Raw genomic sequence first — 24,816 nt, 5'->3', positions numbered from 1 at the left:
AAATATCTCAGCAATTCGCAATATGCAAATTGTTGGGATATTTTTGCTCAGCGATTGGGCTAACTCTTTTCTCTTTGCTCAGAAAAATGTCGCGGTTGCTCATAACTTAAAGTAGCCAATGCAAAATATCTGGTAAAACTCGCTGCCAATATAACCAATCGTGGTCGCCGGTTTCAGTAACATAAGTGAGGTTGAGGTCCAGCTGGTGTTGAAGATAATCCGCGAATTGGTCATTGGTGGCTTTCAAGAAATCCTGATTGCCAATACAGTCATAAATGCGGAGTTTACGAAGAGCGGCTTGAGGGGCTTTTGCTGCCAATCTTTCCAAATATTGTTTTGGCATCGTTTCACCGAAAATGCTACGATAATCTGGCATAAGGTCAGGGAGCATTGTTAAATCGACAACCGCCGAAATGGCAACCACGGCACTAAACCAATCGGGATGAGCAAAAGCAAGCTTGAACGCGCCAAAGCCGCCCATTGAAACGCCACCCACAAAATTATCCTTGAAATCAGTAGATAATGGCAACAATTTGCGCATTTCTGGAATGACTTCTTGCGTTAAGTAATCCCAGTAGGGCAGACCAGCGGCCATGTTTGTGTAAAAGCTACGGTTCATTTCCGGAGTAATAATGGCTAAATTAGTATACTTATCGAGAACTTCAAGATTGGTCTTTCGCAGCCAACCACTGCCGTTATCGCCGAGGCCATGCAACAGCCATAATACTTGAAAGCTGCCGCCGCTTGGAAGTTCATTGGGTAAAATAACATGAATGGTTGTCTGTTCTTGAAGCGATGGCCAAGCGCGAGTGAAATTTAAGATTGACATGATTGAGGCTCCTAACTACTTTTCACAGCTGTCCTTTCGAATTCACTATAATAAAAATCCCTGCGATAATCATCATTTGAGAATGATTGTCGCAGGGATTTTTAAATTAGTCAATAAGTAGCGGGCTAGTCACCGTTAAAAATGGAATTCTTTAGAACCACATAATCGACTTTAGTAATATCGTTTAGCTTTCGGCCACCAGCGTATGAAATTGATGACTGAAGATCTTGCTGCATCTCATTAAGCGTATCGGCGATGTGACCACGATATGGCACTAGCATTTGGCGACCCTCAACGTTTCGATAGGCGCCTTTTTGGCGTTCTGAAGCGGACCCCCAGTATTGCTTATACTTTTTACCGTCAATACTGATGAGGTTGCCCGGGGTTTCCTCATGACCAGCCAACAATGAACCGATCATGACCATTGATGCACCGAAGCGAATTGATTTAGCAATGTCGCCGTTGTAACGGATACCACCGTCTGCAATCATTGGTTTGCGAGCAGCCTTTGAGCACAATCTTAAAGCGGCTAATTGCCAGCCCCCAGTTCCAAAACCGGTTTTTAATTTAGTGATGCAGGCTTTACCTGGGCCGATCCCAATCTTTGTTGCATCCGCACCGGCATTTTCAATTTCTCGAACCGCTTCGGGAGTTCCCAAATTACCAACAATTAAGAAACTATCCGGTAATTGTTCCTTGATGTAATGGATCATTTGGATAACGTAGTCAGAATGACCGTGAGCAACGTCAATAGTGATATATTCTGGCTTTTGGCCGTCAGCAACTAACTGATCAATAAATTCGTATTCTTCCGGTTTGATCCCGACACTAATTGAAGCGTAAAGGTTCAATGAATGCATTTTTTTAATGAACGGTTCTCGCTTTTCAGGTTGGAAGCGATGCATAACATAGAAGTAGTCGTTTTGAGCCAACCAAATAGCAAGATCATCGTTAATGACGGTTTCCATGTTTGCGGGAACCACTGGGATCTTGAAAGTCTTTGGGCCAAATTTAACTGAAGTGTCAGCGTCACTTCTGCTCTTAATAATATTTTTATTGGGGATGAGTTGAATGTCTTCGTAATCAAATACTTCCATGATTTACCTCCGAGGTTTTAGGACAGCTCCGACAGCTGTGAAATGCCTAGCCTATTGACGACTTCTAATTGTTTCGCTACGTTCACTGCTACTTGTTACCACACTTTTTCAACAACGTTAGTTTGAGTTCTGTCAGGACCGACCGAGAAAGTTGCATACGGCACGCCAACGGCTTCTTGAATATGAGTCAAATAATTTTGAGCATTCGCCGGTAATTCATCAAACGTTTTGCATTCGGTGATGTCTTCGTCCCAGCCAGGGAGCTCTTCATAAACGGGTTTGCAATGATCAAGTTCTTTAAGAGTAGCAGGGTAATGATCAATTTTTTGACCGTTTAGCTCATAAGCAACACAAATTTTTAAAGTTTTAATACCAGTTAGAATATCCAAGCAGTTAAGTGCTAAATGCGTATAACCACTTACGCGAGCTGAGTGGCGAAGGACGACACTGTCAAACCAGCCAATTCGACGCGGCCGCTTAGTAACAACGCCATATTCATGACCAACTTCACGAATATGATCGCCAACCTCGTCTTTAAGCTCAGTTGGGAATGGCCCCTCACCGACTCGAGAGGTGTAAGCCTTGCAAACGCCGATAACGTTATTGATCCGGTTAGGGCCAACGCCAGTTCCGACGGCCGCACCCCCCGCACTGGGGTTTGAAGACGTTACAAACGGGTAAGTACCGTGATCAACGTCTAGCATAACCCCCTGGGCACCTTCAAACAAAACGTTTTTGTCATCATCTAATGCGTTGTTAATTATATAGGAAGCATCAATGACGTAAGGGCGAATACGCTCAGCATATTGATTGTATTCATTGAAAATTGTGTCGAAGTCTAGCGGTTTTACATGATAAATTTTTTCTAGCAGTTCATTTTTAATTTTGAGATTGCTTCGAAGCTTTTCTTCAAATGTCTCTCTGTCAATCAAATCGGCAATCCGGATTCCAATTCTTTCGTATTTATCCATGTATGCAGGGCCGATTCCTTTATTGGTTGTGCCAATTTTGGCATCCTTTTTTTGCTCCTGCAAACCATCGAACAAAATATGGTAAGGCATAATCACTTGAGCACGGTTTGAAATTCGAAGATTATCCGTACTGATGCCGTCCTGTTTTAAATTGTCCATTTCGCTGATCAAAGATTTGGGATTAACGACTACGCCGTTGCCAATCACACTATATTTTTCTTGATCAAAAATACCAGATGGAATTAGCTGCAAATGATAGCTATGGCCGTTAAAGACAATGGTATGGCCGGCATTATCCCCGCCTTGATAGCGGGCGATAATGTCAGCACTTTGGCCGAAGAAATCGGTAATCTTACCCTTTCCTTCGTCGCCCCATTGACTTCCAACAATCACAATAGATGACATATGAACACCTCTAAATTTTATTGCCAAGCCGTAACCCAGCATTTTTAATTTTACCAACATCGCCGCCATTAATCAACCAAAAGGTTAATAATTTTAAGGGTCAAAACGCTTAAAGTTCGACTTTAAAACGGGATACGAACATAACGTGAAGATTACTTCCAAAATATAGTCAAAGGGCGAACAATATGCTATCATAATGGTATGATTATTTAGAATGGCGGGGCAGAGCTTGGATGAGCTTTGTGGTTGTGCTTTTTTACCTATATTAGGATAGCTACGCCAGGCAGAAAGCTACACGTAAACACCTCTAACGAAAATCCCAAGCCCGGGAATTTCCGTTAGAGGAGCCTTACGCTCCGCTTTCTAAACGCCTGGCTTCGCTCACTTATTTAGGACAGCTGCGCAAAGCAGAAAGCTGCGCGTAAGCCTACTTGCCCAAAAATCCAAGCCCGGGATTTCCGGTCAAGTAAACTTACACTCCGCTTTCTAAACGCTTTGCTTCGCTCACTTTATTAGGACAGCTGTGCAAAGCAGAAAGCTGCGCGTAAGCCTACTTGCCCAAAAATCCAAGCCCGGGATTTCCGGTCAAGTAAACTTACACTCCGCTTTCTAACCGCTTTGCTCCGCTCACTTTAACTTGAAAGGACACACTATGATAGATAGATATTCATTACCGGAAATGAGTCAGATTTGGTCACTCCAAAATCAGTATGCTGCTTGGCTAAAAGTTGAAATTGCCATTGACGAGGCATGGGCCAAGTTGGGTAAAATTCCGGCTGAGGACGTTGAAAAAATTAAAAAGAATGCCAAGTTTGATGTGGATGGCATTGCCGAAATTGAAGCCGTGACCCATCATGACATCGTGGCTTTTACCAGGGATGTTTCTAAGTCACTAGGACCCGAAAAAAAGTGGGTGCATTACGGCGTTACTAGCACGGACGTCGTTGACACGGCATATGGTGTTCGGATTAAACAAGCTAATAAACTTATTAAAGATGATATTGATCGCCTGATTGACGTGATTGCCAAACAGGCCAAGAAGTATAAAGATACGGTTATGATCGGTCGAACACATGGCGTTCAAGCTGAGCCGACTACCTTTGGTTTGAAGTTGGCTCGCTGGTATTCTGAAATGAACCGAAATAAGCGTCGTTTTGAGGTAACCTCTAAAGAATTGGAGGCGGGCCAAATTTCTGGCGCAGTCGGGACGTTCGCCAATGTGCCACCGTTTGTTGAACAGTATGTATGTGATTCATTAGGCTTGCACGCCCAAGAGATCACCAGCCAAATCTTACCTCGTGATTTACACGCGGACTATATTTCAACTTTGGCACTGATTGCAACGAGTTTAGAAGAGTTTGCCACCGAAATTCGTGGCCTGCAGCGGTCTGAAATCCATGAGGTTGAAGAACATTTTGATGCTGGACAAAAGGGCTCATCGGCCATGCCGCATAAGCGAAATCCAATTGGTTCAGAGAATATTTGTGGACTCGCTCGAGTAGTTCGTGGTCACATGATTACGGCCTACGAGGATGTGCCATTGTGGCATGAACGAGACATCTCCCATTCATCTGCAGAGCGAATCATCATTCCAGACACCTTAATTTTGTTGGATTACATGATGCACCGCTTCTCAAATATTTTAGAGCGATTAACGGTCTTCCCAGAGCGAATGAAGCAGAATATGGGCATGACTTATGGACTGATTTACAGCCAACGAGTGATGCTAAAGCTGATTGACTCGGGAATGACTAGAGAACAGGCCTATGATTTGGTTCAACCATTAACCAAGAAATCTTGGGATCAGGGCATTCAGTTCCGTGATTTAGTCGAAGGCGACAAAAAGATTACGGATGCGCTAAGTGAAGACCAGATTGCCGATGCGTTTGATTACCATTATCATATTCGCCATGTGGATGAGATATTTGCGCGGGTTGGTTTGGAATAGTGCATTGAGCTTTTTGCTGATCACTAATCAGCTTGAAAGTTAAAGTTGCAACATTTCGTAACTGAAATGCCCTTGAGAGAGTAATCACTAATGGAAAACAAGTTGAGACCTTAGATGGTTATAAATAGTGAAGGTTTGAAGGCGGTTGACGAAATGACGGCTGGTATTATCGGTAAAGAAGGCCGTGATAGTAGCTCATAATCTAAGGAAACTCAGGAAATAACTTGATAAAGATGAAAAGATCGACCCGAATAAAAGGTCGATTTTTTTGATGGCGAAAAATCGTTACTAGTGTTAATTATCGATTAAACCTCCCCGTGACGGCCAGTATCTAGAAAGTAAATGGTGTTACCAACAATTTCATAAATGAGCAGCCAGTTACCCTTAATAAATAACGCCCGTTGAGGTTTGCGACTTTTGATGACGTGATCGTCATACTTTTCGGCAACCGGTTCGCCACTTAATAACTGTTTCTTAATAGCGGTAAATTCGGCTTCGGTATAGCGTTTGGCACGAATCATGTTTTGGTAATGTTTTTTGAAACGGGATTGATACTTGGGTTGATAAGTCATCAGTTAGACTCCTTAACTTACTTGGTTTTGATTCATTAATTAATTGGTTTCCTGTTAAAATGATAGCAAATAATCAACTCAGAAGGTAGGTGATAAAGTGAATGGCAGAAAGTTGTTCTATGGAGCTTTGGTAGTGTTGATGAATATTGCGGGCATCATTTTACTCGTTGACCCGCTCAAAAACTTGGTTAACGGTCGTATTAGTATTGGTGAGCTGGTTTGGGTGTTTGTTGATGTCTGCATTTTGACGATTATTGACCGTGAAGCTGGTCGAGCATGGAAAAGACGCTGATTGAAGTGTACTTATGATGCATACGGTAACCATACTCGCCGTTTCTCTGCACAAAAAAAGATAAGGCGGGGGAAGCCTTATCTTTATAGTATCAATATTCTGAGGGGAATATGAATATGAAAAGCAACAAATTAATGGGGGGATTAATTTATCACTCGTTATTGGGGGGTGAGAAGAAATAAACATTGTTTATCTCTTTCCATGCTTTTAATATACAGGATAAATATTACTAAAAAATGGAGAAAATGTGATTTTTTTGTGAACTAACAAAAAAATAGTGAGCGTAGCAAAGCGGATTCATGGTCGCCAAAAGCAAGTCCTCTTTAGTCAAAAAAACAGCGGCAACCCAATTGGTTGGCCGTTGTTTAAAATTAAACCTTTTTCTTGTCTATTGGGGGAGAGACAAAATGAGTTCAAGAAGAAAAAAGGATAAGACACGGGGATGCCTTATCTCAAGATACCTATATTCTAGGGGAAGAATATGAATACAAAAGTAATAAACTAAAGGGGGATTTAATTTATTACCAGCATGAAGTAAGTAACCTTCATACTTGATGACTACAGTATAAGCAAAGATTGTTGCCAAAAATTGAATAAAGTGTGAACTTTTTGTGAACTTTTGATCTGAGAAATTTTGCAAATCTCAGAACGGAAGGGAGATATTAAAAAAGATAAGACACGGGGATGTCTTATCTCAAGATACCTAATATATTCTAGGGGAAGAATATGAATACAAAAGTAATAAATTAAAGGGGGATTTAACTTATCACTAACATGAGTTTATTAACTCACGTCACATTTAATAGAATAGCCAATGGATGTTACCAAATGATGAATTAAATGTGAAGAAAGTGTGAATTTTACTAAAAGCCAAATAATAGTTTCTTAAATTTCACTAATGGAGTAGCCTAAAGTTAGTGAGCACGAACTCTAGTAATTAGAAATTGCCAAATGGGCTAGATATTTGTAATCGTTAAATCTATCGAAAAATAGTGAGGAGGGATGGTATGAGCTTTGCAGCCAGACGATTAATGAAAAAGTTTCGAGCGCAGGGATATCAACAGATTGTGAGCCACAGCTTTTTGCATCCCAATCAACGCTTTAATTTGTTTCAAAGTAGTGATCGATTTAAAGCCGTTGATCAGTTTGAAGGCGGCCAGTTGGTGACGATTAGTTACTCAAGCCAGCCTAATAGTCAAATTCTCTATTTTCATGGTGGCGCGTTTCGGGTGCCCTTGAATGAAGCGCAATTGGCAATGATTGAGTCAATTGCCGAAGCGACTAATAGTACGTTGCAGATTGCGGATTTTCCATTATTGCCGCAATATTCGGCCGATAAACTGTTAGCATTTTCAGCCGAGGCGTTTAATCGGGTGATAGAAACGCACTTGCCCATTTTTTTGATTGCGGATTCTGCTGGTGCGACAATCGCTAACCAATTGTTATTCAAGGAGTCAAGCAGAATTGCTGGAACGGTATTGGTTTCCCCTTGGTTGGACTTGCAACTCACGGATTCACAGGTTAAAACTAGGGCAGCTAATGATGTGATGTTGGATCTAGGCGTTCTGCGCCAAATTGCAACGGAGTTTAAAGCTGGCTTAACTACCGCTAATTGGGTGGATCCTTGCGCGCCACCAGCAATGTTAAGCGGCCAGTTAAGACTCTTTTACGGAGCCAATGAACTGCTAGTGCCAAGTGACGAGCAGTTCACCGCAGCTTTGGCAAAGACCGCGATGCAAGTTGAAGTAACGCCCCTCAAGGATGGCTTTCATGACTACATTCTCTGGCCTGACTTGCCAGAAACCAAACGTACTAAGAAGCAGATTGTCACTTTTATCAAAGATCAACGTGGTGCTTGAGTTTTGGAAAGGCATGGGTGTCTGACCACTTCATCATTGCCCCTTGGAAAGTGAGCGCAAAGATGGTACCAAAACCAATGGCGTACAGCTTGCCGGTGAAAAAATAAGCGGCAATAATGACAATAATCGGTGGAATGTAGCTCAACCATTGAGATAGGATGGCACTTCCGTGAATGAATTTGAAACGAATAATGTATGCCAGATCGTCGTTAGGATGCATAATGAGATTCGCTCGCGAATACATGGAAACGGCCACCGCGACGCCGAATAGGCCAATGATATCTAGGATCATTCTGGCCCAAAAGTCGAGCGTCGGGACACCTAAAGAATCAAAAACAAATTGTGCCAACTGAACCAGATAACTAAATGGTAGCGTGAAGAGAAGGTTGGAAACAAACCGCCGCCGATCAAACGAGCCAATCAGTAATTGGTTTGAAATTGTGACGAGAATCCCATAGATGAATAAAGTATTTCCTAATGGAATGTTAACCCACTTGGATAAATTAACGGCAGATCCAGTCCAAACGGCGCTGCCAAGGTTACTGGAGATTGCTAAGGCGTTTCCAGCCGCGTTTATAATTATTGATAAGCAGAGATAGTAGAAACGTTGATTAAAATCTTTGAGTTTAGCCATTTTGTCGTTAATTTCTCCTTAATATACAATGAACTTCATTGTATAATATTTCGTAGTCTTTGAAAACGTTCAAAGTCAAATTGATGTGTATATCGTGTTAGTCGTGTTAATATCTTAACTAGAGGGGGCGGTCTTGTGCAACAACGAACAGCTTATTCGGAAGTCGAAGCCGAAAAAAACGTTGAAAAAAATCGTCTGTGGTTCAATCGCTTTCGGACGACCCGCTCATTTCAAAAACTTAATAAACCAGAAAAAGCGGCTGCCTTTTATATCACCCAGGCAGTAGTCAGCTTGTCCTACAAGTACCAATTACGAAGTCCGAGGCGATATACTGCGAGATCGATTAAAGAAGTTATATTAAAAATGCTGCCAGAAAAAATTGCGGCAACCAACGTATTCTTTACGTCCGTTATTCCTGTTATGAGGAGGTATTTCATCTTTTTGGGCGTCCAACATAAAATTAGCAATGCCGAGACATTGGTGCGGGCATTAGATTCAATTAAAGTAAGTGATTTGTTGGCTGGCCATCGAGATGCGTCAAATTGGGATGTCCATAAGCGCTTGGGCATGAAATATTTGATGGGCTACAGTCGAGATGTGGACCCAAAGAAGATCAAGGAATTTGAAGAAGATTACAACATGGGAGTTCCATTGAGATTCTGTTTTGATTTGGGAGTCAATCGGGCCTCCAAAGATATTATTATGCTAACTGAAAGTTTGAGAGAGAAGTTTGAGCAGATATTGTATGAGAAAAATAAATAGTGTGCAGAGAAAAATAGTTTGGCACAGTTTAATGAGCAGTTTCGGTTGAGTTTCCCAAGTTTGGGAGTCAATCGAAGCTGTTTATTAGTTTAGTGCTAGTTTTCAGGGGGTCACTTGACTAGGGAGAAAAATACGATGGGATAGAGGAAAATTCTAATATTGGAATAGCAGTAATGTCGTGTCCCATTAAAGGACACCATTTCAGCCTTAACTACCCAAAATAAATACCAACTAAGTTCACCTTTATTCAGGCGATCCTAGTTGGCGAAAAATTGCTTAATTACCTAACTCATCAATTCAAGATGGTAACCTTTTGAATGTCACTGAGCTTGATGACCATAACGCCCTTGGCTGGTCGTTTGATAAATGCCTGATCATCATTGACTGCGGCCACTCCGCCAGTAATTGTGCCATCGGAAACTTGAATGGAGACTAATCGACCTTCTTTGTATGCACTCATCAACTCATTTGAAATTTCTTTTGATGCAATCGTCATCATACTCACCTCTTACGATAATCTCAAGTATAGTTCACCAAAACGCGAAATGTAAACTTTTTTTCGGATTTGCGCACAATTTGAAAATATTTTGGTAACACTTTTTGCCAATTAGCGCTAAAGTAGATGTATAGAGTAGCATTGCCAGACAAAAAACGCTGCATAAATACCTCGACAAAAAAATCCCAAGCCTAGGGATTTTGGGGTAAGGAGGTCTATATGCTGTTTTCTGACTACCTGGCTTCGCTTACTTAATGAGGACAGCTGCGCCAGGCAGAAAGCTACACGTAAGCACCTCGAACAAAAATTCCAAAACCGGGAATTTCCGTTCGAGGAGACTTACGCTCCGCTTTCTAAGCGCCTGGCTCCGCTCACTTTACTTGAAAGGGGTATTGGAATGACTGAACGCCAACTGATTCAAGAGATTTTAAATACCGTTGATGTGATTTATAATTTCGTCAACACCGATGATGATAAGAAAGAATATGAAATCATTATTAACCGACAGGACGGGGATCATCGGCCGCTTGAAAATATTAATAAAGAAATCAAGCAATATTTTACCGACGCTAATTTCAGCTACGATGAAGAACTTAATGACAACGGCGATGATATTCATGTTCAGGTTAAACGATAATTGGTCTAGTTGAATTAACGTTCACAATCATTGGATAACCAGCAAATTGAAATGATTAGCACATTATGGTATAGTTCATAATGTGCTTTTTTCATTATCATGAATAACAAATCAGGTCATAATAATTGCATTACATGAAAATGCCTTTGTATAATTGAACTAGCATTTTCATCGATTGGAGTGAATTGAATGTTAACAGATCAACCAAAATATATTTTATCAATCGACCAAGGGACCACGAGTACCCGGGCGATGATTTTTGACCAAAATGGCAGAAAAGTCATTGAGGCCTATAAACCAGTTAAACAAATTATTCCCCATCCAGGTTGGATCGAAACGGACCCGAATGAAATTTGGACTTCTGTGTTGAGTACCATTTCATCCGCGTTTATTGATGCGGGAATCCATCCAGAAGATATTTCCGGGATTGGGATTGTTAATCAACGTGAAACAACGATCATCTGGGACAAAGAAACCGGAGACCCGATCTATAACGCGATTGGCTGGCAATCCAAGCAAACAGCTCCGTTAGCACGGAAACTAAAGGATGAAGGCTATTCAAACTTAATCCATAAAAAAACCGGCCTGATCATTGATTCTTATTTTTCAGCGACTAAAGTTCGTTGGATATTAGATCATGTGGATAACGCGCAACAGCGGGCTGAAAATGGCGAGCTGCTTTTTGGAACGGTTGATAGTTGGCTGGTCTGGAAACTATCTGGCGGCAAGTATCACATTACCGACGTTTCTAATGCCAGTCGAACCATGCTGTTTAACATTCATGCTTTGAGATGGGACGATGACATTTTAAAATTGTTGAACATTCCAGCTCAAATTTTACCGGCCGTTAAAACCTCTAGTGAATTATATGGCACCACCAAAAACTATCAATTTTATGGCATTGAAGTGCCGATTGCCGGGATTGCCGGTGACCAGTCGGCTGCTTTAATTGGTCAGTTGGCGTTTGAGCCGGGGATGATTAAAAACACTTATGGCGATGGTGCATTTATCATGATGAATACGGGATCTAAACCGGAATTATCAGATGATAACTTATTAACGACAATCGCCTATAACATTGATGGCGACGTGACTTATGCGCTGGAAGGATCGATCTTTTCGGCCGGAACTGCCTTGAGTTGGTTAACGGATCAAATGAATCTGATTGATAACGTTGCCGAGACCCGCGATGCAGCGATGAGATCTCAAGATGACGATGAAGTTTATGTTGTCCCAGCGTTTAACGGCTTAGGAGCTCCATACTGGGAACAAGATGTCCGCGGTGCCGTATTTGGCCTCACTCGTGGGACGACGAAGGATGATTTTGTCAAAGCAACCTTGCAGTCAATTGCTTATGGCACCAAGGATATCATTCGAACGATGGAAAAGGATACCAATATGTACATTCCAGCGTTGCGAGCAGATGGCGGTGCTTCTCGAAATCGCTATTTGATGCAGTTCCAAGCTGATATGTTAGACATTCCAATTGAGCGGGCAGCCGATGAAAATACCACGGCGTTTGGAGCAGCGATATTAGCTGGCTTGGCGGTTGGCTACTGGAAGGATATTGATGAAGTTAAAAGTTTGGCAGTCGAAGGGCGAACCTTTAAGCCAGAAATGGATAAGGCTAAGCGTAAGCGACTATACCGCGGTTGGAAGGCGGCGGTGAATGCGGCCCGAGCATTTAAGCCAAGCGAAGATGATGAGATTTCGGATTAATTAAAATAAATGACAATAAAAATTCCCGATAATGGCTGACCCATTAGAATGTCAGTCCAGTTATCGGGATTTTTTGTGACCAGCAGTTAGCCGAACTTTTTTAACCTGAAGTCACAGGCGAAATTTTCGAATGGATAGAAAAAACTGCCCATGCTAGTAGCCGTGAACAGTTAGGTGAAGCCGTATATTCATTTATCCATGGTAACTGATAAATTCTGTAAGCGATCTTAACCCACCAATCCGGTGATAAAAAGACGCGTTGAGGATAACTTAGTTTTTGTCTTCAGGCTCCTTCCAATAATGGAAGTTTGCTAATAACTCTTTGGACCGTTGATCTGCGGGGACAAAGCCCAAATTAAATAGATGTTTGAAGTACATCATATTGTATAAGAATAACCACGCAATCCCTAAAATATACGAACCGATTGTCCAAGTGACTTGCAAGGGTTCGCCCATTTGCATGGATAAGCCCATGGCGACAATCAATTGGACTGCTGTCATGCAAAGAAAGTTATACCAATCGGAACGAAAGACCGGCACCATAATACTGAACAAAAAGGCCGTCCAGGAAAGCCCTACCTTGGCAATTCGAATTTGCCCATTTTTTTTGTTGACCACCGTCGCGAAATTTGGTGGAATTGGCAATAAATTGTTTTGATTAGGATCGTTATTGTCATTGTTGCCACTTCCAAATGGATTTTGCATCGTGAACCTCCTCTCGATTTGACGTTCAGTGTGTTTGTGCGTAGATCGCTGCTTGACACAATCGGTCTCAAGTTATTTTCGCCTAAATTTGACAACACATTCACAACGAGCAGTTTGTGGTATCAAATCAACAGATTGAATATATTCAACTTGGTACTTCTGAGTTAATTTTACAAGATCTCGAGCCAAAGTCGAAGGGTTACATGAAATATAAACGAATTTTTTGGGCATGATGGTTAAAATCGTTTCAATTAGGGAATCGGCTAATCCAGTCCGGGGTGGGTCAACAATCAAGGCGTTAGGTTTCCAGCCGGCGTCAATCCACTCGGGAAGCAATTCTTCTGCTTCACCAACTTCGTATAAAGTATTCATAATGCCGTTTCTAACAGAATTAGCATTGGCATCGTCAACTGCTTCTTTAATGGTGTCCATTCCACGAACCTCACGGACTTGATTAGCAACTGAAAGGCCAATTGTGCCGACACCGGAATAGGCATCGACGAGTTTCTCGTTACCTTTGAGTTCTAGGGCTTTGAAGGCCTCTTTATAAAGAACCGAGGTCATCGTTGGGTTAACTTGCAAGAAAGCTCGCGCTGATAACTCAAATTTGAGGCCGTTGAGGATTTCGGTAATGGTCTTTTTACCATCGATGTGGATCGTATCGTCGCCCCAGATCATTGATGTTTTGCCGGGATTGACGTTTTGCATAATGGAAACGACTTCTGGTAGTTCGGCATGGATGCGTTCAACCAGTTGATGCTTTTTAAGCAATTTCTTACTTTGGGTGATAAACGTGACTTGGACCTCATTGGTAGCCACTGCTGCCCTGACAACAACCGTTTTGATGATCCCGGCATTTTTTTCTTCGTTATAAACGGGGATCTTCAAGTCTTGAATCATTGTTACAATTGCACGCATGACTTTCATCGTCAAAGGATATTGGAGTGCGGATGTTTTTAAATCAACGACGTCATGACTGCGAGTTTTGTATAGGCCGGCGATTACGTTGCCGTTTCGATCTTCGCGAATTTGAAAGGTGGCTTTGTTTCGGTAGCCGGTAGGGTCATCCATCCCGATGGTTGGCAATAACTTGAATTTTCGATAGCCAGTTGGCTGGTACTTTTCAAGAGAATCGCGAATAATATCGCGTTTAAAAGCTAGTTGAGCCGGGTAAGCGAGATTTTCAAGCTCAAAGCCACCAACTTTATTGGCGTAATCATCAACTGGCTCAACCCGATCCTTGCTTTTAACCGCAACGTTGACTAAAGCTGCCCGAATAAAGTTCTTCAGGTCTTCGACAACTTCAACAAGCACTTTTTCGTTAGGCAACGCACCCGGAACGAAAACCAGTTTCCGCTCGTAATGACCGATGCCTTCACCGTTGATGCCGAGTCGTTTGATTTGAATTGTAAATTGTTCACCTGGGGTTACGTGAACTTCTGATTTGTTGTTAGTCATTGAACCGTCCTTATATTTGTAGTTACTCAATATGATAGCACAGAAGGGTGAGAATTCGGAGAGGGAAGTTTAGGGTGATGGAGCCGAGCTGGTATTAGCTATCTAATTTCAGCTGCTTGGAAGATTCTTGACTTGATATTTTCAGTAAGGGTACTAATGCGCGGACTTTGGTTTTACAACAAATGGAATTGGGATTTAGCCCGCTCTAAATAACTAACATTACTTAGAGTGGGGACACAAAATCTGATCAAGAGAAGAGCCGGCTTAATAATTGAATTATCCTTTAGTTCCGAGTTGATTACAAACTAGTTAGATATTACAATTAAGTTAATGAAGCGGTTACATATCATCAGGGGACATAGGTTGGTTGTTAGCTGCTTCAAAATAGTTTTTGGAGGGGAAATCTATGCATAAAATAGTAAAGAGTTGTTTGCTTGCAGTGGCTTCATTGGGATTATTTGGCTTTGCTGCTGCACAAAAACAAACGCCGGTTTTTGCCCAGGATGTTTCGGCGGCGAGCGATCAGATATCGCCAACGAATATTACAACACAAAGTTCAATTTGGAAGAATTGGCCATCAATTGTTGGCAGCCACGTTAAGGTTACTGAGCCAGTGACGGTTGAGAGAAATGCAAGCTTGGACGATACGGCTAACGGTACCTATGGTTACACGGTTAAATATAGTTTTAGTGTGGATAATCCAAAGGACTTGCCTTTGTGTATTGGATTGACGCTTGCTCCTGGAAGTCCAGTGTTCAACGAAAATACGTGGGGAACTGTATCATCAGAGGATGGGAATACATTTTCGAAGTCGAATACTAATATAACATTTTGGGATCCATGGACATATGATGATAAATCGCACGGCAAGTTTATCATGATTGCCGATTCTAAAGATGGAATTGGTTTGGACTTTCTTAAACAATCGATTGCTAATGATCAGAAAAACTATACAGTTCGGATAGACTTTAATAGTCTTAAGTCAGATGATCAAACGGATTCTATTAAGAAGACCATCTCGCCAGAATTTGGTCCGGCGACAAGGCCTGTAAAAATATTCTACAAAGATATTAAAACTGGCCAAGACATTCAAGCTCCAACGACTGTGGGAGATTATAAAGATTTTACACCCGAACAATATTTCAATAATTTTAGACCAGATGCTACGACTCCAATTAATTTACCTGATGTGACCGCGCCAAGCTTATCGGGATATGAATTCAATTCAAGTCAAACCGCAACCTTCTACCATCCTTGGCTAGGAGGGGGAGGTACACCACAGTATGATTATGTGGAAGCTGATAATTCAACAAATAATAAAACGGTTTCTGATTTAAGCATTGCGGGTAGGAAGGACGATGGGAGTAAATCATACATTTTTAAGAGTGCGGTCATTTTCTGGTATGATCCTACTCCGACACCTGCACCAAACAATACCGGTGGCACTGCCATTTCAATTGGGAATGGCAGCATTACACCCACTACCAATAGTGATAGCACAACAACGCCAACTCTGAATAGCAATAGCGAACCAGCGAGTTCAATCACAACCACTCAAAATCCGGCCACTCCGAGTTATGCTGCCAAGAAGGGCACCGCAGTCTACGCCACCAAAGCCATCTACATGTACAAGAACGCCACCTTCAAGAAGTCACAACGGATTGCCAAATATCCAAAGGCCAAGCGAGTTAACCGCCCAATGTTTGTGGTCATCGGCTATGCTCGTTCCAACAATGGCACGTTGAGGTACAAAGTTCGTGACGTCAACCACGGCAAAAAGACTGCTAATAAAGTGGGCTACATTACCGCCAGTCGCAAGTATGTTGTGAACGTCTACTATAAGACGATGCCGAAGAACAAGAAGATCACCGTGATCAACAAGCAAGGTGTCAACACCTATAAGAATGCTAACTTAACTAAGAAAGTTAAGAATTATAAGCAGGGCACTCATTTGCGAGTTAAGAAGATTGTTAAACACAATTTAACAACGCGTTACCAGCTAAGCAATGGAACATACGTAACTGCCAATAAGAAGTTAGTAATTCAAGGAAATTACTAATCAGTCGGCAAAATAAAAACTCCGGGAATCAAAATCCTCGGAGTTTTTATTTTACACGGTTGCTAATTTTACCAAGTTGCCGTATCTGGATCTTGTGCCAAACCAAACTTTCCATGGAAGCCATTAATTGTCTGCATATCGGCATTTGATAAGTTAAAATCAAAAATGTCAGCATTTTCTTTAATATACTTTTCGTGGACGGACTTTGGCAATGGTAGAAAGCCGTGCTGAAGTGACCAGCGTAAGACGACTTGAGCAGGTGTCTTGCCGTACTTTCTGGCAATCGGTTCTAGTTCTGGGATCTTAAAGACGCCACCAGTTCCCAATGGGCTGTAAGCTTCAGTCAAAATATCATGATCATCATTATATTCAACCACCGCCGGCTGCATATCCGATGGGTTGATAAACATCTGGTTAACCATCGGCTTGACCTTGGCGGTTTCTAACAAGGCGTCCAAGTGTTTTGGTCGGAAGTTAGAAACGCCAATTGCCTTAGCGGTGCCATGATCATAAAATTCTTCCATTGCCCGCCAAGTTTCGGCGTTGGTTGCTTGCCAATTATCCCTAAATTTGATTGGGTTGGGCCAGTGGATTAAGTAGAGGTTCACGTAATCCAAGCCGAGATTTTCTAGTGATTTGCCAAAGGCTTCTTTGGTTGCTTCATAACCGTGGTCGTTATTCCATAACTTAGTGGTGATGAATAAGTCTTCACGGGGGACACCACTATCTTTGATGGCCTGGCCAACTTGTTTTTCGTTGCCATAGCCTGCCGCCGTATCGATATGCCGATAACCCGCATTCAGCGCGGCCAAAACTGAATGATAAGCTTCGTCGCCGGTTGATTGCCAAGTTCCAAAGCCCACTTGGGGAATTTTGACACCGTTGTACAGCGTGTAAGTATCTGTTAATGACATAAAATTGATCCCTCCTAGTTTAGGTAGAACTATTTATAGTTTAATGAATTCCAAGCATTCAGACAACTAATCGCACCTATAAATTCATGATAAAGAAACGGTCCATTGATGAATGCTCGCCGTTGTTGAGGGGATGGTCAAGAGTAGTGAAGCCATATCGCTGGTAAAGATGAATGGCGGTAGTTAAAGCGTGGTGAGTCTCTAAATAAAGCTGTTGATAGCCAGCTTGTTTGGCAAACGCGACGGCCGCATCGAGTAACTTGTAGCTCAGGTGATGGCCTTGGGCTTCATTAACTAGGTATAACTTTTGCAGTTCAGCCACACCGTTGGCAGAATCGTATTCGGCGATCCCATTGCCACCGAGAATATTGCCGTTATCGGCCACAGCGACAAAGTATTGTCGCTTGGGTGTTTTAGCGTAGTAGCTGCTTAAGTTATTAAGTTCAGGATCAAAATAGGCCGTACCGGGAATGTCCAGGCCAAAAGATTTTAAAGACTGTTTGACAATTTCGGCGAGGCTTGCGTCATCTTGAGGCTTGATTGGTCTGATAGTTACCATACAACATGCCTTCTTTGTTAATTTTTTAGTTTCGATAATAACACGATTTGCTTTTGGTGCATAGGGCATGTGAGCGCTTTTCCGTGATATAATTGGAGTAATTTACAAGTGAAACGTTTGGAATAGATCTATTCATTTTATATTAGAAGGGGCTAACTATCATGACTAAAAAAGTAGCGATCGTCACTGGTGCGTCATCTGGAATTGGTAAACAAATTGCCAAGAATTTGCTTCGAAATGGGATGGACGTCTATGCACTTGCCAGGCGGGTCTATCGAATGAACGACTTGGATGATTTAGGGATTCACACATTGCATTTAGATGTTGCTGATCAAGAGGAGATTGATCGGGTAGTCGGCCAAATTGTTCAAGAAGCTGGCCGGATTGACGTGTTGGTGAACAATGCGGGCTTGGGGACGTTTGGCTCGGTCGAAGAAGTGGCGCTCTCTGAAGGTGAATATGAATTTAAAGTTAACGTTTTTGGCATGGTTAAGATGATTCAAGCTGTTTTGCCGACTATGCGGGCGCAAAAAAGTGGGCGAATTATTAACATGTCCTCGATGGCTGGCCGAGTTAGCACGCTAATGGGAGCTTGGTACGTTGGCTCCAAGTATGCGATTGAAGGCATGAGTGATTCGCTGCGGTTGGAGTTAAAACCATTTGGCATTGATGTCGCGGTTATCGAACCCGGTGCAATTACGTCAAACTGGAAGGGGATTGCCATTGATAAGTTGATGGCAACCTCGGGCGAAGGCCCGTATGCGGCGCTAGCAAGAGAGAGTAGCGACTTCTTTGCCTTGGCTTATAAGTTTGCGTCAACGCCGCGGGTGGTGGCCCGGATGGTTGATCGAGCAGCTCTTTCCAGGCGGCCAAAGACAAGATATGTTGCTGGTACTGGTGCGAAACCATTAATTTGCCTCAAGCAGATTTTACCCGATCGCTGCATGGATGCTTTTACTTTGGCAATGTTTAAGTACGCACAAAAAATCATCAATAAACAAACGGCCCATAATCGCTAAACTGTCGAAAGGTCATTGACTATAAACAACAAATAACGTATTCTAAACTTAAAACACTAGGGGTGCTGCCAAAAGCAGCTGAGACAAGTCTAAACGAGTTGGACCCTTGGAACCTGTAAGCTAGGACTTGCGTAGGAAAGGTGTAAGGTGCAGAGTGCGAAACCAAGTGGTTAGAAACCGTAGTATAAGTCTCCTCTGACAGAAATCCCCGGTCTTGGGATTTTTGTCAGAGGTGCTTATACGGAGGTTTCTGCTTGGTTGAGCACGTTTCTGCAAGGTAGTGGCGAAACAACCCCCTGGATTGGAGAACCACAATCGAGGCGCTTATGCGGAAGTTACTACCTAACAGAGCACGTTTCTGCTAGGTAGTAACGAAGCAAGCTTTTAAACCAGAAAAAGCCAATTGCCCATTATAACCAGAGCTTTTTTCTGAATTAAGCATCAAAACTACCAAAAAAGAAATAACCTAAAACATCACAGCAGACATGCACAACGAGTGTCTACTATTCTACCCAACGAGGAGCTTACGGCAATCTGATTGTCTTGGCCCCTCGTTTTTTTGTGTCATTATAAAAGGAGAGATTACTGTGAAAATTAGTTTACTAGAAACGCTACGGGAAAAGAACCCAATTGCGTTTAACATTTCTAACTTTGTGACTGTTCAAGACGTTGCTAACGGCATCAACGCACTAGGGGCGTCGCCAATCATGTCTGAAGAACAAAACGAAGCCGAAGCAATGGTTAAAATGTGCAATTCAGTGACGATCAACTTAGGCGCGTTTACAGAAGGTCAGCTGGAACAAATTGCCACCGTCAGCACGTTTGCTAACCAGTATGGCAAGCCGATCGTGATTGATCCGGTTGCCGTCGGGGCAGTGGCATACCGAACTGAACGGTGCAACGAACTGCTGGACCAAACGGATGTAGCGGTTATTCGTGGCAATGCTGGTGAAATTGCAGCTTTGGCTGGTGTCGAGTGGCAGTCAAAGGGCATTGATGCTGGCGAAGGTTCAGGTGATCTTGAAGAGATTGCCAAGAAACTGGCTAAGAAGCGCCATTGCGTTGTCGTTGAGAGCGGTAAAACTGACATTATTACGGATGGCGAAGCGGTTGTCCGGGTATTTAACGAAACGGACTTGTTTAAGCTCCACGTTGGTTCCGGTGACATGCTTTCCAGTACAATCGGCTGCTTCTGTGGGATTGAAAAAGATGCATTTGAAGCTGCTCAAACTGCAACGGTTGTCTTTGACGTTGCGGGTGAAATCGTTGCTAAATCGATGAAGCAACCCCTTGCTGGATCGTTTGGCCCACAATTAATTGATCAGCTGCATTTGATTGATGTGAAAACTGTCGAAAAGTATGCACAGTATGAATAAAGGCTAACCACTCTAGTCATGAGTAAAAGCCTTTGAAACGTGTAAAGAAAGGAAAATGAAATTGATTAACCAAACTGTTCAAGCCCTGACAATTGCCGGAACGGATAGTGGCGGTGGTGCGGGTGTAATGGCTGATATTAAAACGATGCAAGAGCGGCACGTGTTTTCTGCAGCTGTCGTCGTTGCCGTGACAGCTCAAAATACCATTGGTGTTCAAGATTTTATGGCGATGCCGCAAAAAATGATCGATGAGCAATTTGCGTCCGTTGCTGGTGATCTCAAGATTCGGGCTTGCAAAACGGGGATGCTGGCGGACGTTGCGACTGTCGAAGCGGTTGTTGCTAATTTGAAGAAATACGATCTGGGGCCGCTAACAGTCGACCCAGTCATGATTGCCAAGGGTGGCGCACGATTACTTTCAGAAGATGCAATTACGACGGTTCGTGAGCAATTGCTACCACTGGCAGATATTTTAACGCCAAATTTGCCAGAAGCCGCCGAATTGACGGGAATGAAGATTGACTCGCAGAACCAGATGGTTGCGGCCGCCAAGCAGTTACAAGCGTTAGGGGTTAAAAACGTGATTATTAAGGGCGGGCATCAAACGGACTCAAAGGACTCTACTGATTTTGTTTTATTGGAAAGTGGCCGCTCCTTTTGGGTTAGTGCGCCGCGAATTGATACCGTCCGGACTCACGGGACCGGCGATACATTATCGGCTTGTATAACGGCAGAAATCGCTAAAGGCCATGACGTTGAAACGGCTATTCGAACGGCCAAGAAGTATGTGCAAACAACGATTGCCAACGGAATTGAAGTTGGCCACGGTCACGGGCCGTTGAATCATTGGGCTAAAATTGCTGGTGAAGGGAACGGTGATTAGATGAAAATGAAATTTGAACCGGCAATGCTCAAAAGCTACTTCATTGCTGGCACTCAAGATATTAAAGATAATCGACCACTAGAAGAGGTTGTCAAACAAGCCTTGGAAGCTGGAATTTCAGCTTTTCAGTACCGAGAAAAGGGGCCGACTTCATTGACTGGTGAATCCAAACTGGCGCTAGGCAAAACGTTGCGAAGCCTGTGTGCCGATTATCACGTCCCGTTTATCGTTGATGACGATGTCGAATTAGCAATGCAAATCAGTGCTGATGGGATTCATGTTGGTCAAAAGGACGAACGGGTAAACAAAGTAATTGAACAGGTCGGCGAAACGATGTTTGTCGGCTTATCTTGTGATACGAAAGCTCAGGTTGATCAGGCAAATCAAATTGCCGGGATTAGCTATTTGGGCAGTGGCCCCGTTTTTCCGACGGGTTCTAAAGCTGATGCCGACCCAGTGATCGGAGTCGATGGTCTTGCCAAATTGGTGCAACTCAGTCAGCGGCCAGTGGTGGCAATTGGTGGGATTACTGAAGAAAATATTAAGGAATTGCCAGCGACCGGTGCAGCGGGGGCAGCCGTTATTTCGATGATTGCTCAAAGCGATGATATTTTTCGGACGGTTAACGTGATGAATGAAACGGTTTAACGTTAATAAATCCTTGACGCTTCAAACGGTCGGGGATTTTTTATTGTCTAAAAAAGACACTCCTACCTGTATTTACAAGTAAGAAGTATCTCATCGACTGGCATCATTCTATGTTAAATCCCTCAACATTGGCTTTAGGAACTCGGCTAATTGTTCCGCTCATCGCCTTCATAACATCTGTACTGTTGCGGGTATAATAGTAAACTTGATGGGGAGAAAAGTCAGGGTGCTTTACCCTATAAGTTTCCAAAACGGGTTGCGTAAAGCCAGCAACGTTTTTCTGAGTGACGCGAGCAACCGTGACGTCTTGGGTATTTGGCGTCCCAAATGCGTGCCAGCCGTCCATATCTGTTGGCCCAAATACGAAGTAATTGCCGGACCGCACGTAATTAGTGGTTGGTGAAGCGGTTCGAACACCGTTTTTGTAAAAGGTAAATTCGGTTTGGTTGCCGTACCAGTTACCACGAAAAGATTTCGAAACAAAGCTTGGATTGGCTGCCGACGCGTCGTCTTGCGACTGCGAGTGAACCCCTGACAAAATAACGACTGTGCAAAAAAGTAACGTTAGTAAAATAGTCATCGGTGTTTTTTTCATAAAGAAGACTTCCTTAAGAAAAGTGAGCGGAGCCAGGCGTTTAGAAAGCGGAGCCTAAGCTGACTTGGCCGGAAATCCCGGGCTTGGATTTTTGGCTAAGATGTTTTATGCGGAAGTTTCTGCTTTGTGCAGCTGTCCTAAAACAAGTGAGCGGAGCAAAGCGGTTAGAAACTGGAGCATAAGGCATCTTGGCCGGAAATCCCGGGCTTGGATTTTTGGCTAAGATGTTTTATGCGGAAGTTTCTGCTTTGTGCAGCTGTCCTAAAACAGTGAGCGGAGCAAAGCGGTTAGAAAGCGCCAAGTAGGCTAGGCGTTTCACGGCCGTCGGAGTGTAAGGCTCCTCAGCCAGAAATTCCCGGGCTTGGAATTTGTGGCTGAGGTGCTTACACGGAGCTTTCTGCTTTGCCCAGCTGTCCTACCTTCAACACCCAAAGTGTAGCAAACCACTGTAAATAACCTGTAAATTTTTGGTATCAAAAAGGTATTGATTACAAATTAACCAATTCGATCGTTAATTAAGTTGATGGGCGTCTGATTATCCTAAGAAAGGCGAGCATGTTACACTGAAATTACTGACTCGTTACATATGTTAGGTTTAGATAAAATTCGACCGTTAGGCTTGCGATGGCGTCTCAAACCGTTAATATGGAACGTGAGTAGTAAATCATATATTGTGTAAGGTGGGATATTATGAAGGGACATTTTAAGCTGGCAGTTGCCGTAGCCTTTTTATTTGCATCGGCAGGCGTCTTTGGTGCTGGCTCAAGCGTCCAAGCGGATGTGATCGATAACCCTGGCAGTGCTGGGTCAATTACCCAGGTTAACTCCGGGAACGTTTTAAAGGACTATGACGAAAGTGCTTTAAACAAAGTCGATAATTCATCGCCGCAAGGAAACATGAGTAAAAAATACACCAAGTACAACCTGGATCCAACCGGCTATAATTACGGTAACAGCTATTCAACGATTGCTGGCAGTTCACAAAGCACCACGTTTAATACCAAATGGTTCTTACCAGATGGGTTTAACGTTTCTGATTACCAACATGGTAATTTTCAGAGTGTGACGCTAGACGACGAGGGGAATATTTATTTTATTGAATCAAATGGAACCAATACCAATCAAGGTGCGATTGTGAAGTTCAATCTCGCTAAATTGCAGGATCTTGGCGTTGACTCTGATATTTTGCTGTTATGGAAAGCATTTGATTACTTTAATCCATATTCAGATCAAGGATTGCAGCATAACCAAGAATATGATCAAATTAACAGCCAATTGCAAGGGGCCTTTGATCAGGTTAAAACCTTAACTAAGACGTTAAACCAAAATAAATCGTGGCAAAATAACCAAGTTAACTATCAAAAGAATGCTAAGAAATGGTATCAGCATTGGAAGACTAAGAAAGCGAAGTACACCAAAATTTCGAAGTCTTATCGATACTCGTATGCAACTAGAAACAATGCCAAGAAGGTTGTCAAGCAAGCAACTTCTAAGATGGCTAGTTGGATGAAGTCATACCAGATGCACAAGTCCAAGGTTGCTAAATACAACACCAAGATTTCGGGCATTCAAAATCAATTGAACACTTATCAAAGTCAAATTGATTCAGTAAAGGCTCAAAATCCAGAGATGTTCAAATACGTTGAAATCGCCCAAACCGCTCAATTGAGTCCAGAGGTTGATATTGGTCATGGCCAAACGTTGTCATTTAATCCGGATAACGGTCATATCTATCTGGCAGAAGATAACACGCTGACTGACCTAGCTTCTCGCGACGATAACAATACGGTTCTTGAAATGGATCCTGACACGTTAAAGCCAATTCGAGAATATAACTTTAAGATGTACCATGGCGATTCTGCTAATCTGCAACTTCATACGTTAGCCTTTGATAGTAAAGGGAACGCTTATTGGGGTCGTAAATTTAATGGTGGCTACATGTTCTTCTATGGCCGCTTAGATGAAAATGGTGTCAGCTTCCAAGCTTCCCCATCTTACGTCGGCAATCGGGGTGGCTCAACTAACCAAGGGGTTGCGGTTAACCCACAAAATAATCGGCTCTACTTTGTTTCAGATGATATCTTAACGTCAGTACCAACCAGCGGTGTTCGCAGTGGGGACTTCTCTGACGGTGATATCCACTATCAAGCATTTAATTCAGGTCGAGAATTCGAAAGCTTGGCGTTTGACCAAGATGGCTATGGCTACTTATTAGCCTTGTGGCCACCTGAGTTAATGCAGTCAACGGATCCGTTGAACTAACAACTGATTTTTTGAATCAATTAAAAAGGGTTTCTGGTTTAATCCATAGCGGATTGAACCAGAAGCCCTTTTTGCTGTGTCTATAGATAAATCAACTCATGAAATGACAAAAAGCCA

23 protein-coding genes and 1 riboswitch are annotated in these 24,816 nt (G+C 42.7%); of the genes, 12 read left to right on the top strand and 11 right to left on the bottom strand.

The features are described 5' to 3' along the window. Nucleotides 1-106: 106 nt before the first annotated feature. The 3 genes from YK48G_RS11185 to YK48G_RS11175 form a co-directional block, all read right to left on the bottom strand. On the bottom strand, nt 107-829 hold the full coding sequence (locus YK48G_RS11185; RefSeq protein ID WP_203630800.1) for an alpha/beta hydrolase: 723 nt from the start codon (nt 827-829) through the stop codon (nt 107-109). Between the two features lie 125 nt (nt 830-954). Next, entirely contained in the window at nt 955-1,926 is a 972-nt protein-coding gene (locus YK48G_RS11180; RefSeq protein ID WP_203630799.1) for a GMP reductase, read from the bottom strand. 95 nt (nt 1,927-2,021) lie between these two features. Further along, nucleotides 2,022-3,302 carry an adenylosuccinate synthase gene (locus tag YK48G_RS11175; RefSeq protein WP_203630798.1) on the bottom strand — a complete coding sequence of 427 codons (1,281 nt, stop codon included), beginning with the start codon at nt 3,300-3,302 and terminating at the stop codon, nt 2,022-2,024. Between the two features lie 652 nt (nt 3,303-3,954). Here YK48G_RS11175 and purB point away from each other — a divergent pair. Next, entirely contained in the window at nt 3,955-5,250 is a 1,296-nt protein-coding gene (gene purB / locus YK48G_RS11170) for an adenylosuccinate lyase (RefSeq protein WP_203630797.1), read from the top strand. Between the two features lie 305 nt (nt 5,251-5,555). Here the strand turns inward: purB and YK48G_RS11165 are convergent, their stop codons facing one another. Next, nucleotides 5,556-5,825, bottom strand: coding sequence for a type II toxin-antitoxin system RelE/ParE family toxin (locus YK48G_RS11165; RefSeq protein WP_373300222.1), 270 nt, complete (start codon nt 5,823-5,825; stop codon nt 5,556-5,558). 130 nt (nt 5,826-5,955) lie between these two features. On the opposite strand from YK48G_RS11165, the gene YK48G_RS11160 reads away from it, so the two are divergent. Together YK48G_RS11160 and YK48G_RS11155 are read left to right on the top strand one after the other, a co-directional pair. Next, nucleotides 5,956-6,114 (top strand): hypothetical protein, encoded by a 159-nt coding sequence (locus YK48G_RS11160; protein ID WP_203630795.1) that lies wholly within the window; start codon nt 5,956-5,958, stop codon nt 6,112-6,114. A gap of 1,007 nt (nt 6,115-7,121) precedes the next feature. Next, nucleotides 7,122-7,973, top strand: coding sequence for an alpha/beta hydrolase (locus tag YK48G_RS11155; RefSeq protein ID WP_203630794.1), 852 nt, complete (start codon nt 7,122-7,124; stop codon nt 7,971-7,973). On the opposite strand, the gene YK48G_RS11150 is transcribed toward YK48G_RS11155, so the two are convergent. After that, nucleotides 7,951-8,607: a DUF6198 family protein gene (locus YK48G_RS11150; RefSeq protein WP_203630793.1), complete on the bottom strand. Its 657-nt coding sequence runs from the start codon at nt 8,605-8,607 to the stop codon at nt 7,951-7,953. The two genes, YK48G_RS11155 and YK48G_RS11150, sit on opposite strands and share 23 nt — an antisense overlap. Nucleotides 8,608-8,742: 135 nt before the next feature. Between YK48G_RS11150 and YK48G_RS11145 the strand changes: the two genes are divergently transcribed. Further along, on the top strand, nt 8,743-9,369 hold the full coding sequence (locus tag YK48G_RS11145; protein ID WP_203630792.1) for a hypothetical protein: 627 nt from the start codon (nt 8,743-8,745) through the stop codon (nt 9,367-9,369). 292 nt (nt 9,370-9,661) lie between these two features. Here YK48G_RS11145 and YK48G_RS11140 read toward each other — a convergent pair whose 3' ends face one another. After that, on the bottom strand, nt 9,662-9,868 hold the full coding sequence (locus YK48G_RS11140; protein ID WP_203630791.1) for a hypothetical protein: 207 nt from the start codon (nt 9,866-9,868) through the stop codon (nt 9,662-9,664). Nucleotides 9,869-10,262: 394 nt separating this feature from the next. Between YK48G_RS11140 and YK48G_RS11135 the strand changes: the two genes are divergently transcribed. Then, on the top strand, nt 10,263-10,502 hold the full coding sequence (locus YK48G_RS11135; protein ID WP_203630790.1) for a hypothetical protein: 240 nt from the start codon (nt 10,263-10,265) through the stop codon (nt 10,500-10,502). A gap of 189 nt (nt 10,503-10,691) precedes the next feature. Further along, nucleotides 10,692-12,221, top strand: a complete 1,530-nt coding sequence (gene glpK / locus YK48G_RS11130; protein ID WP_203630789.1) for a glycerol kinase GlpK — start codon at nt 10,692-10,694, stop codon at nt 12,219-12,221. Between the two features lie 270 nt (nt 12,222-12,491). On the opposite strand, the gene YK48G_RS11125 is transcribed toward glpK, so the two are convergent. Then, on the bottom strand, nt 12,492-12,926 hold the full coding sequence (locus YK48G_RS11125) for a hypothetical protein (protein WP_203630788.1): 435 nt from the start codon (nt 12,924-12,926) through the stop codon (nt 12,492-12,494). Between the two features lie 72 nt (nt 12,927-12,998). After that, entirely contained in the window at nt 12,999-14,384 is a 1,386-nt protein-coding gene (rlmD, locus tag YK48G_RS11120) for a 23S rRNA (uracil(1939)-C(5))-methyltransferase RlmD (protein WP_203630787.1), read from the bottom strand. Nucleotides 14,385-14,790: 406 nt separating this feature from the next. Between rlmD and YK48G_RS13570 the strand changes: the two genes are divergently transcribed. Next, entirely contained in the window at nt 14,791-16,443 is a 1,653-nt protein-coding gene (locus YK48G_RS13570) for a DUF5776 domain-containing protein (RefSeq protein WP_232365358.1), read from the top strand. Between the two features lie 68 nt (nt 16,444-16,511). Here the strand turns inward: YK48G_RS13570 and YK48G_RS11110 are convergent, their stop codons facing one another. Continuing rightward, on the bottom strand, nt 16,512-17,357 hold the full coding sequence (locus YK48G_RS11110; RefSeq protein ID WP_203630786.1) for an aldo/keto reductase: 846 nt from the start codon (nt 17,355-17,357) through the stop codon (nt 16,512-16,514). 76 nt (nt 17,358-17,433) lie between these two features. Beyond that, complete coding sequence (locus YK48G_RS11105) at nt 17,434-17,916, bottom strand: GNAT family N-acetyltransferase (protein WP_203630785.1); 483 nt, start codon at nt 17,914-17,916, stop codon at nt 17,434-17,436. A 161-nt stretch (nt 17,917-18,077) separates the two neighbouring features. On the opposite strand from YK48G_RS11105, the gene YK48G_RS11100 reads away from it, so the two are divergent. The 4 genes from YK48G_RS11100 to thiE all read left to right on the top strand — a co-directional run bounded on the left by YK48G_RS11100 (nt 18,078) and on the right by thiE (nt 21,842). Then, the gene (locus YK48G_RS11100; RefSeq protein ID WP_203630784.1) at nt 18,078-18,935 is read left to right on the top strand and encodes an oxidoreductase; all 858 of its coding nucleotides are present in this window, start codon (nt 18,078-18,080) and stop codon (nt 18,933-18,935) included. A gap of 48 nt (nt 18,936-18,983) precedes the next feature. After that, nucleotides 18,984-19,091, top strand: a riboswitch (TPP riboswitch). A 431-nt stretch (nt 19,092-19,522) separates the two neighbouring features. Continuing rightward, nucleotides 19,523-20,311: a hydroxyethylthiazole kinase gene (gene thiM / locus YK48G_RS11095; protein WP_203630783.1), complete on the top strand. Its 789-nt coding sequence runs from the start codon at nt 19,523-19,525 to the stop codon at nt 20,309-20,311. A 61-nt stretch (nt 20,312-20,372) separates the two neighbouring features. Then, the gene (gene thiD / locus YK48G_RS11090) at nt 20,373-21,194 is read left to right on the top strand and encodes a bifunctional hydroxymethylpyrimidine kinase/phosphomethylpyrimidine kinase (RefSeq protein WP_203630782.1); all 822 of its coding nucleotides are present in this window, start codon (nt 20,373-20,375) and stop codon (nt 21,192-21,194) included. Then, the gene (thiE, locus tag YK48G_RS11085; RefSeq protein WP_203630781.1) at nt 21,195-21,842 is read left to right on the top strand and encodes a thiamine phosphate synthase; all 648 of its coding nucleotides are present in this window, start codon (nt 21,195-21,197) and stop codon (nt 21,840-21,842) included. It begins immediately after the preceding gene. A 103-nt stretch (nt 21,843-21,945) separates the two neighbouring features. Here the strand turns inward: thiE and YK48G_RS11080 are convergent, their stop codons facing one another. Next, nucleotides 21,946-22,437, bottom strand: a complete 492-nt coding sequence (locus YK48G_RS11080) for a hypothetical protein (RefSeq protein WP_203630780.1) — start codon at nt 22,435-22,437, stop codon at nt 21,946-21,948. Nucleotides 22,438-23,127: 690 nt separating this feature from the next. Between YK48G_RS11080 and YK48G_RS11075 the strand changes: the two genes are divergently transcribed. Then, nucleotides 23,128-24,699 (top strand): NHL repeat-containing protein, encoded by a 1,572-nt coding sequence (locus tag YK48G_RS11075; RefSeq protein ID WP_203630779.1) that lies wholly within the window; start codon nt 23,128-23,130, stop codon nt 24,697-24,699. Nucleotides 24,700-24,816 lie beyond the last annotated feature (117 nt).

Origin of the sequence: Lentilactobacillus fungorum (assembly GCF_016860605.1) — a bacterium.
Taxonomy (GTDB): Bacteria; Bacillota; Bacilli; order Lactobacillales; family Lactobacillaceae; genus Lentilactobacillus; species Lentilactobacillus fungorum.
The sequence above is the reverse complement of the archived record's forward strand: the minus strand, read 5'-3'. Positions and strand labels throughout refer to the sequence as shown.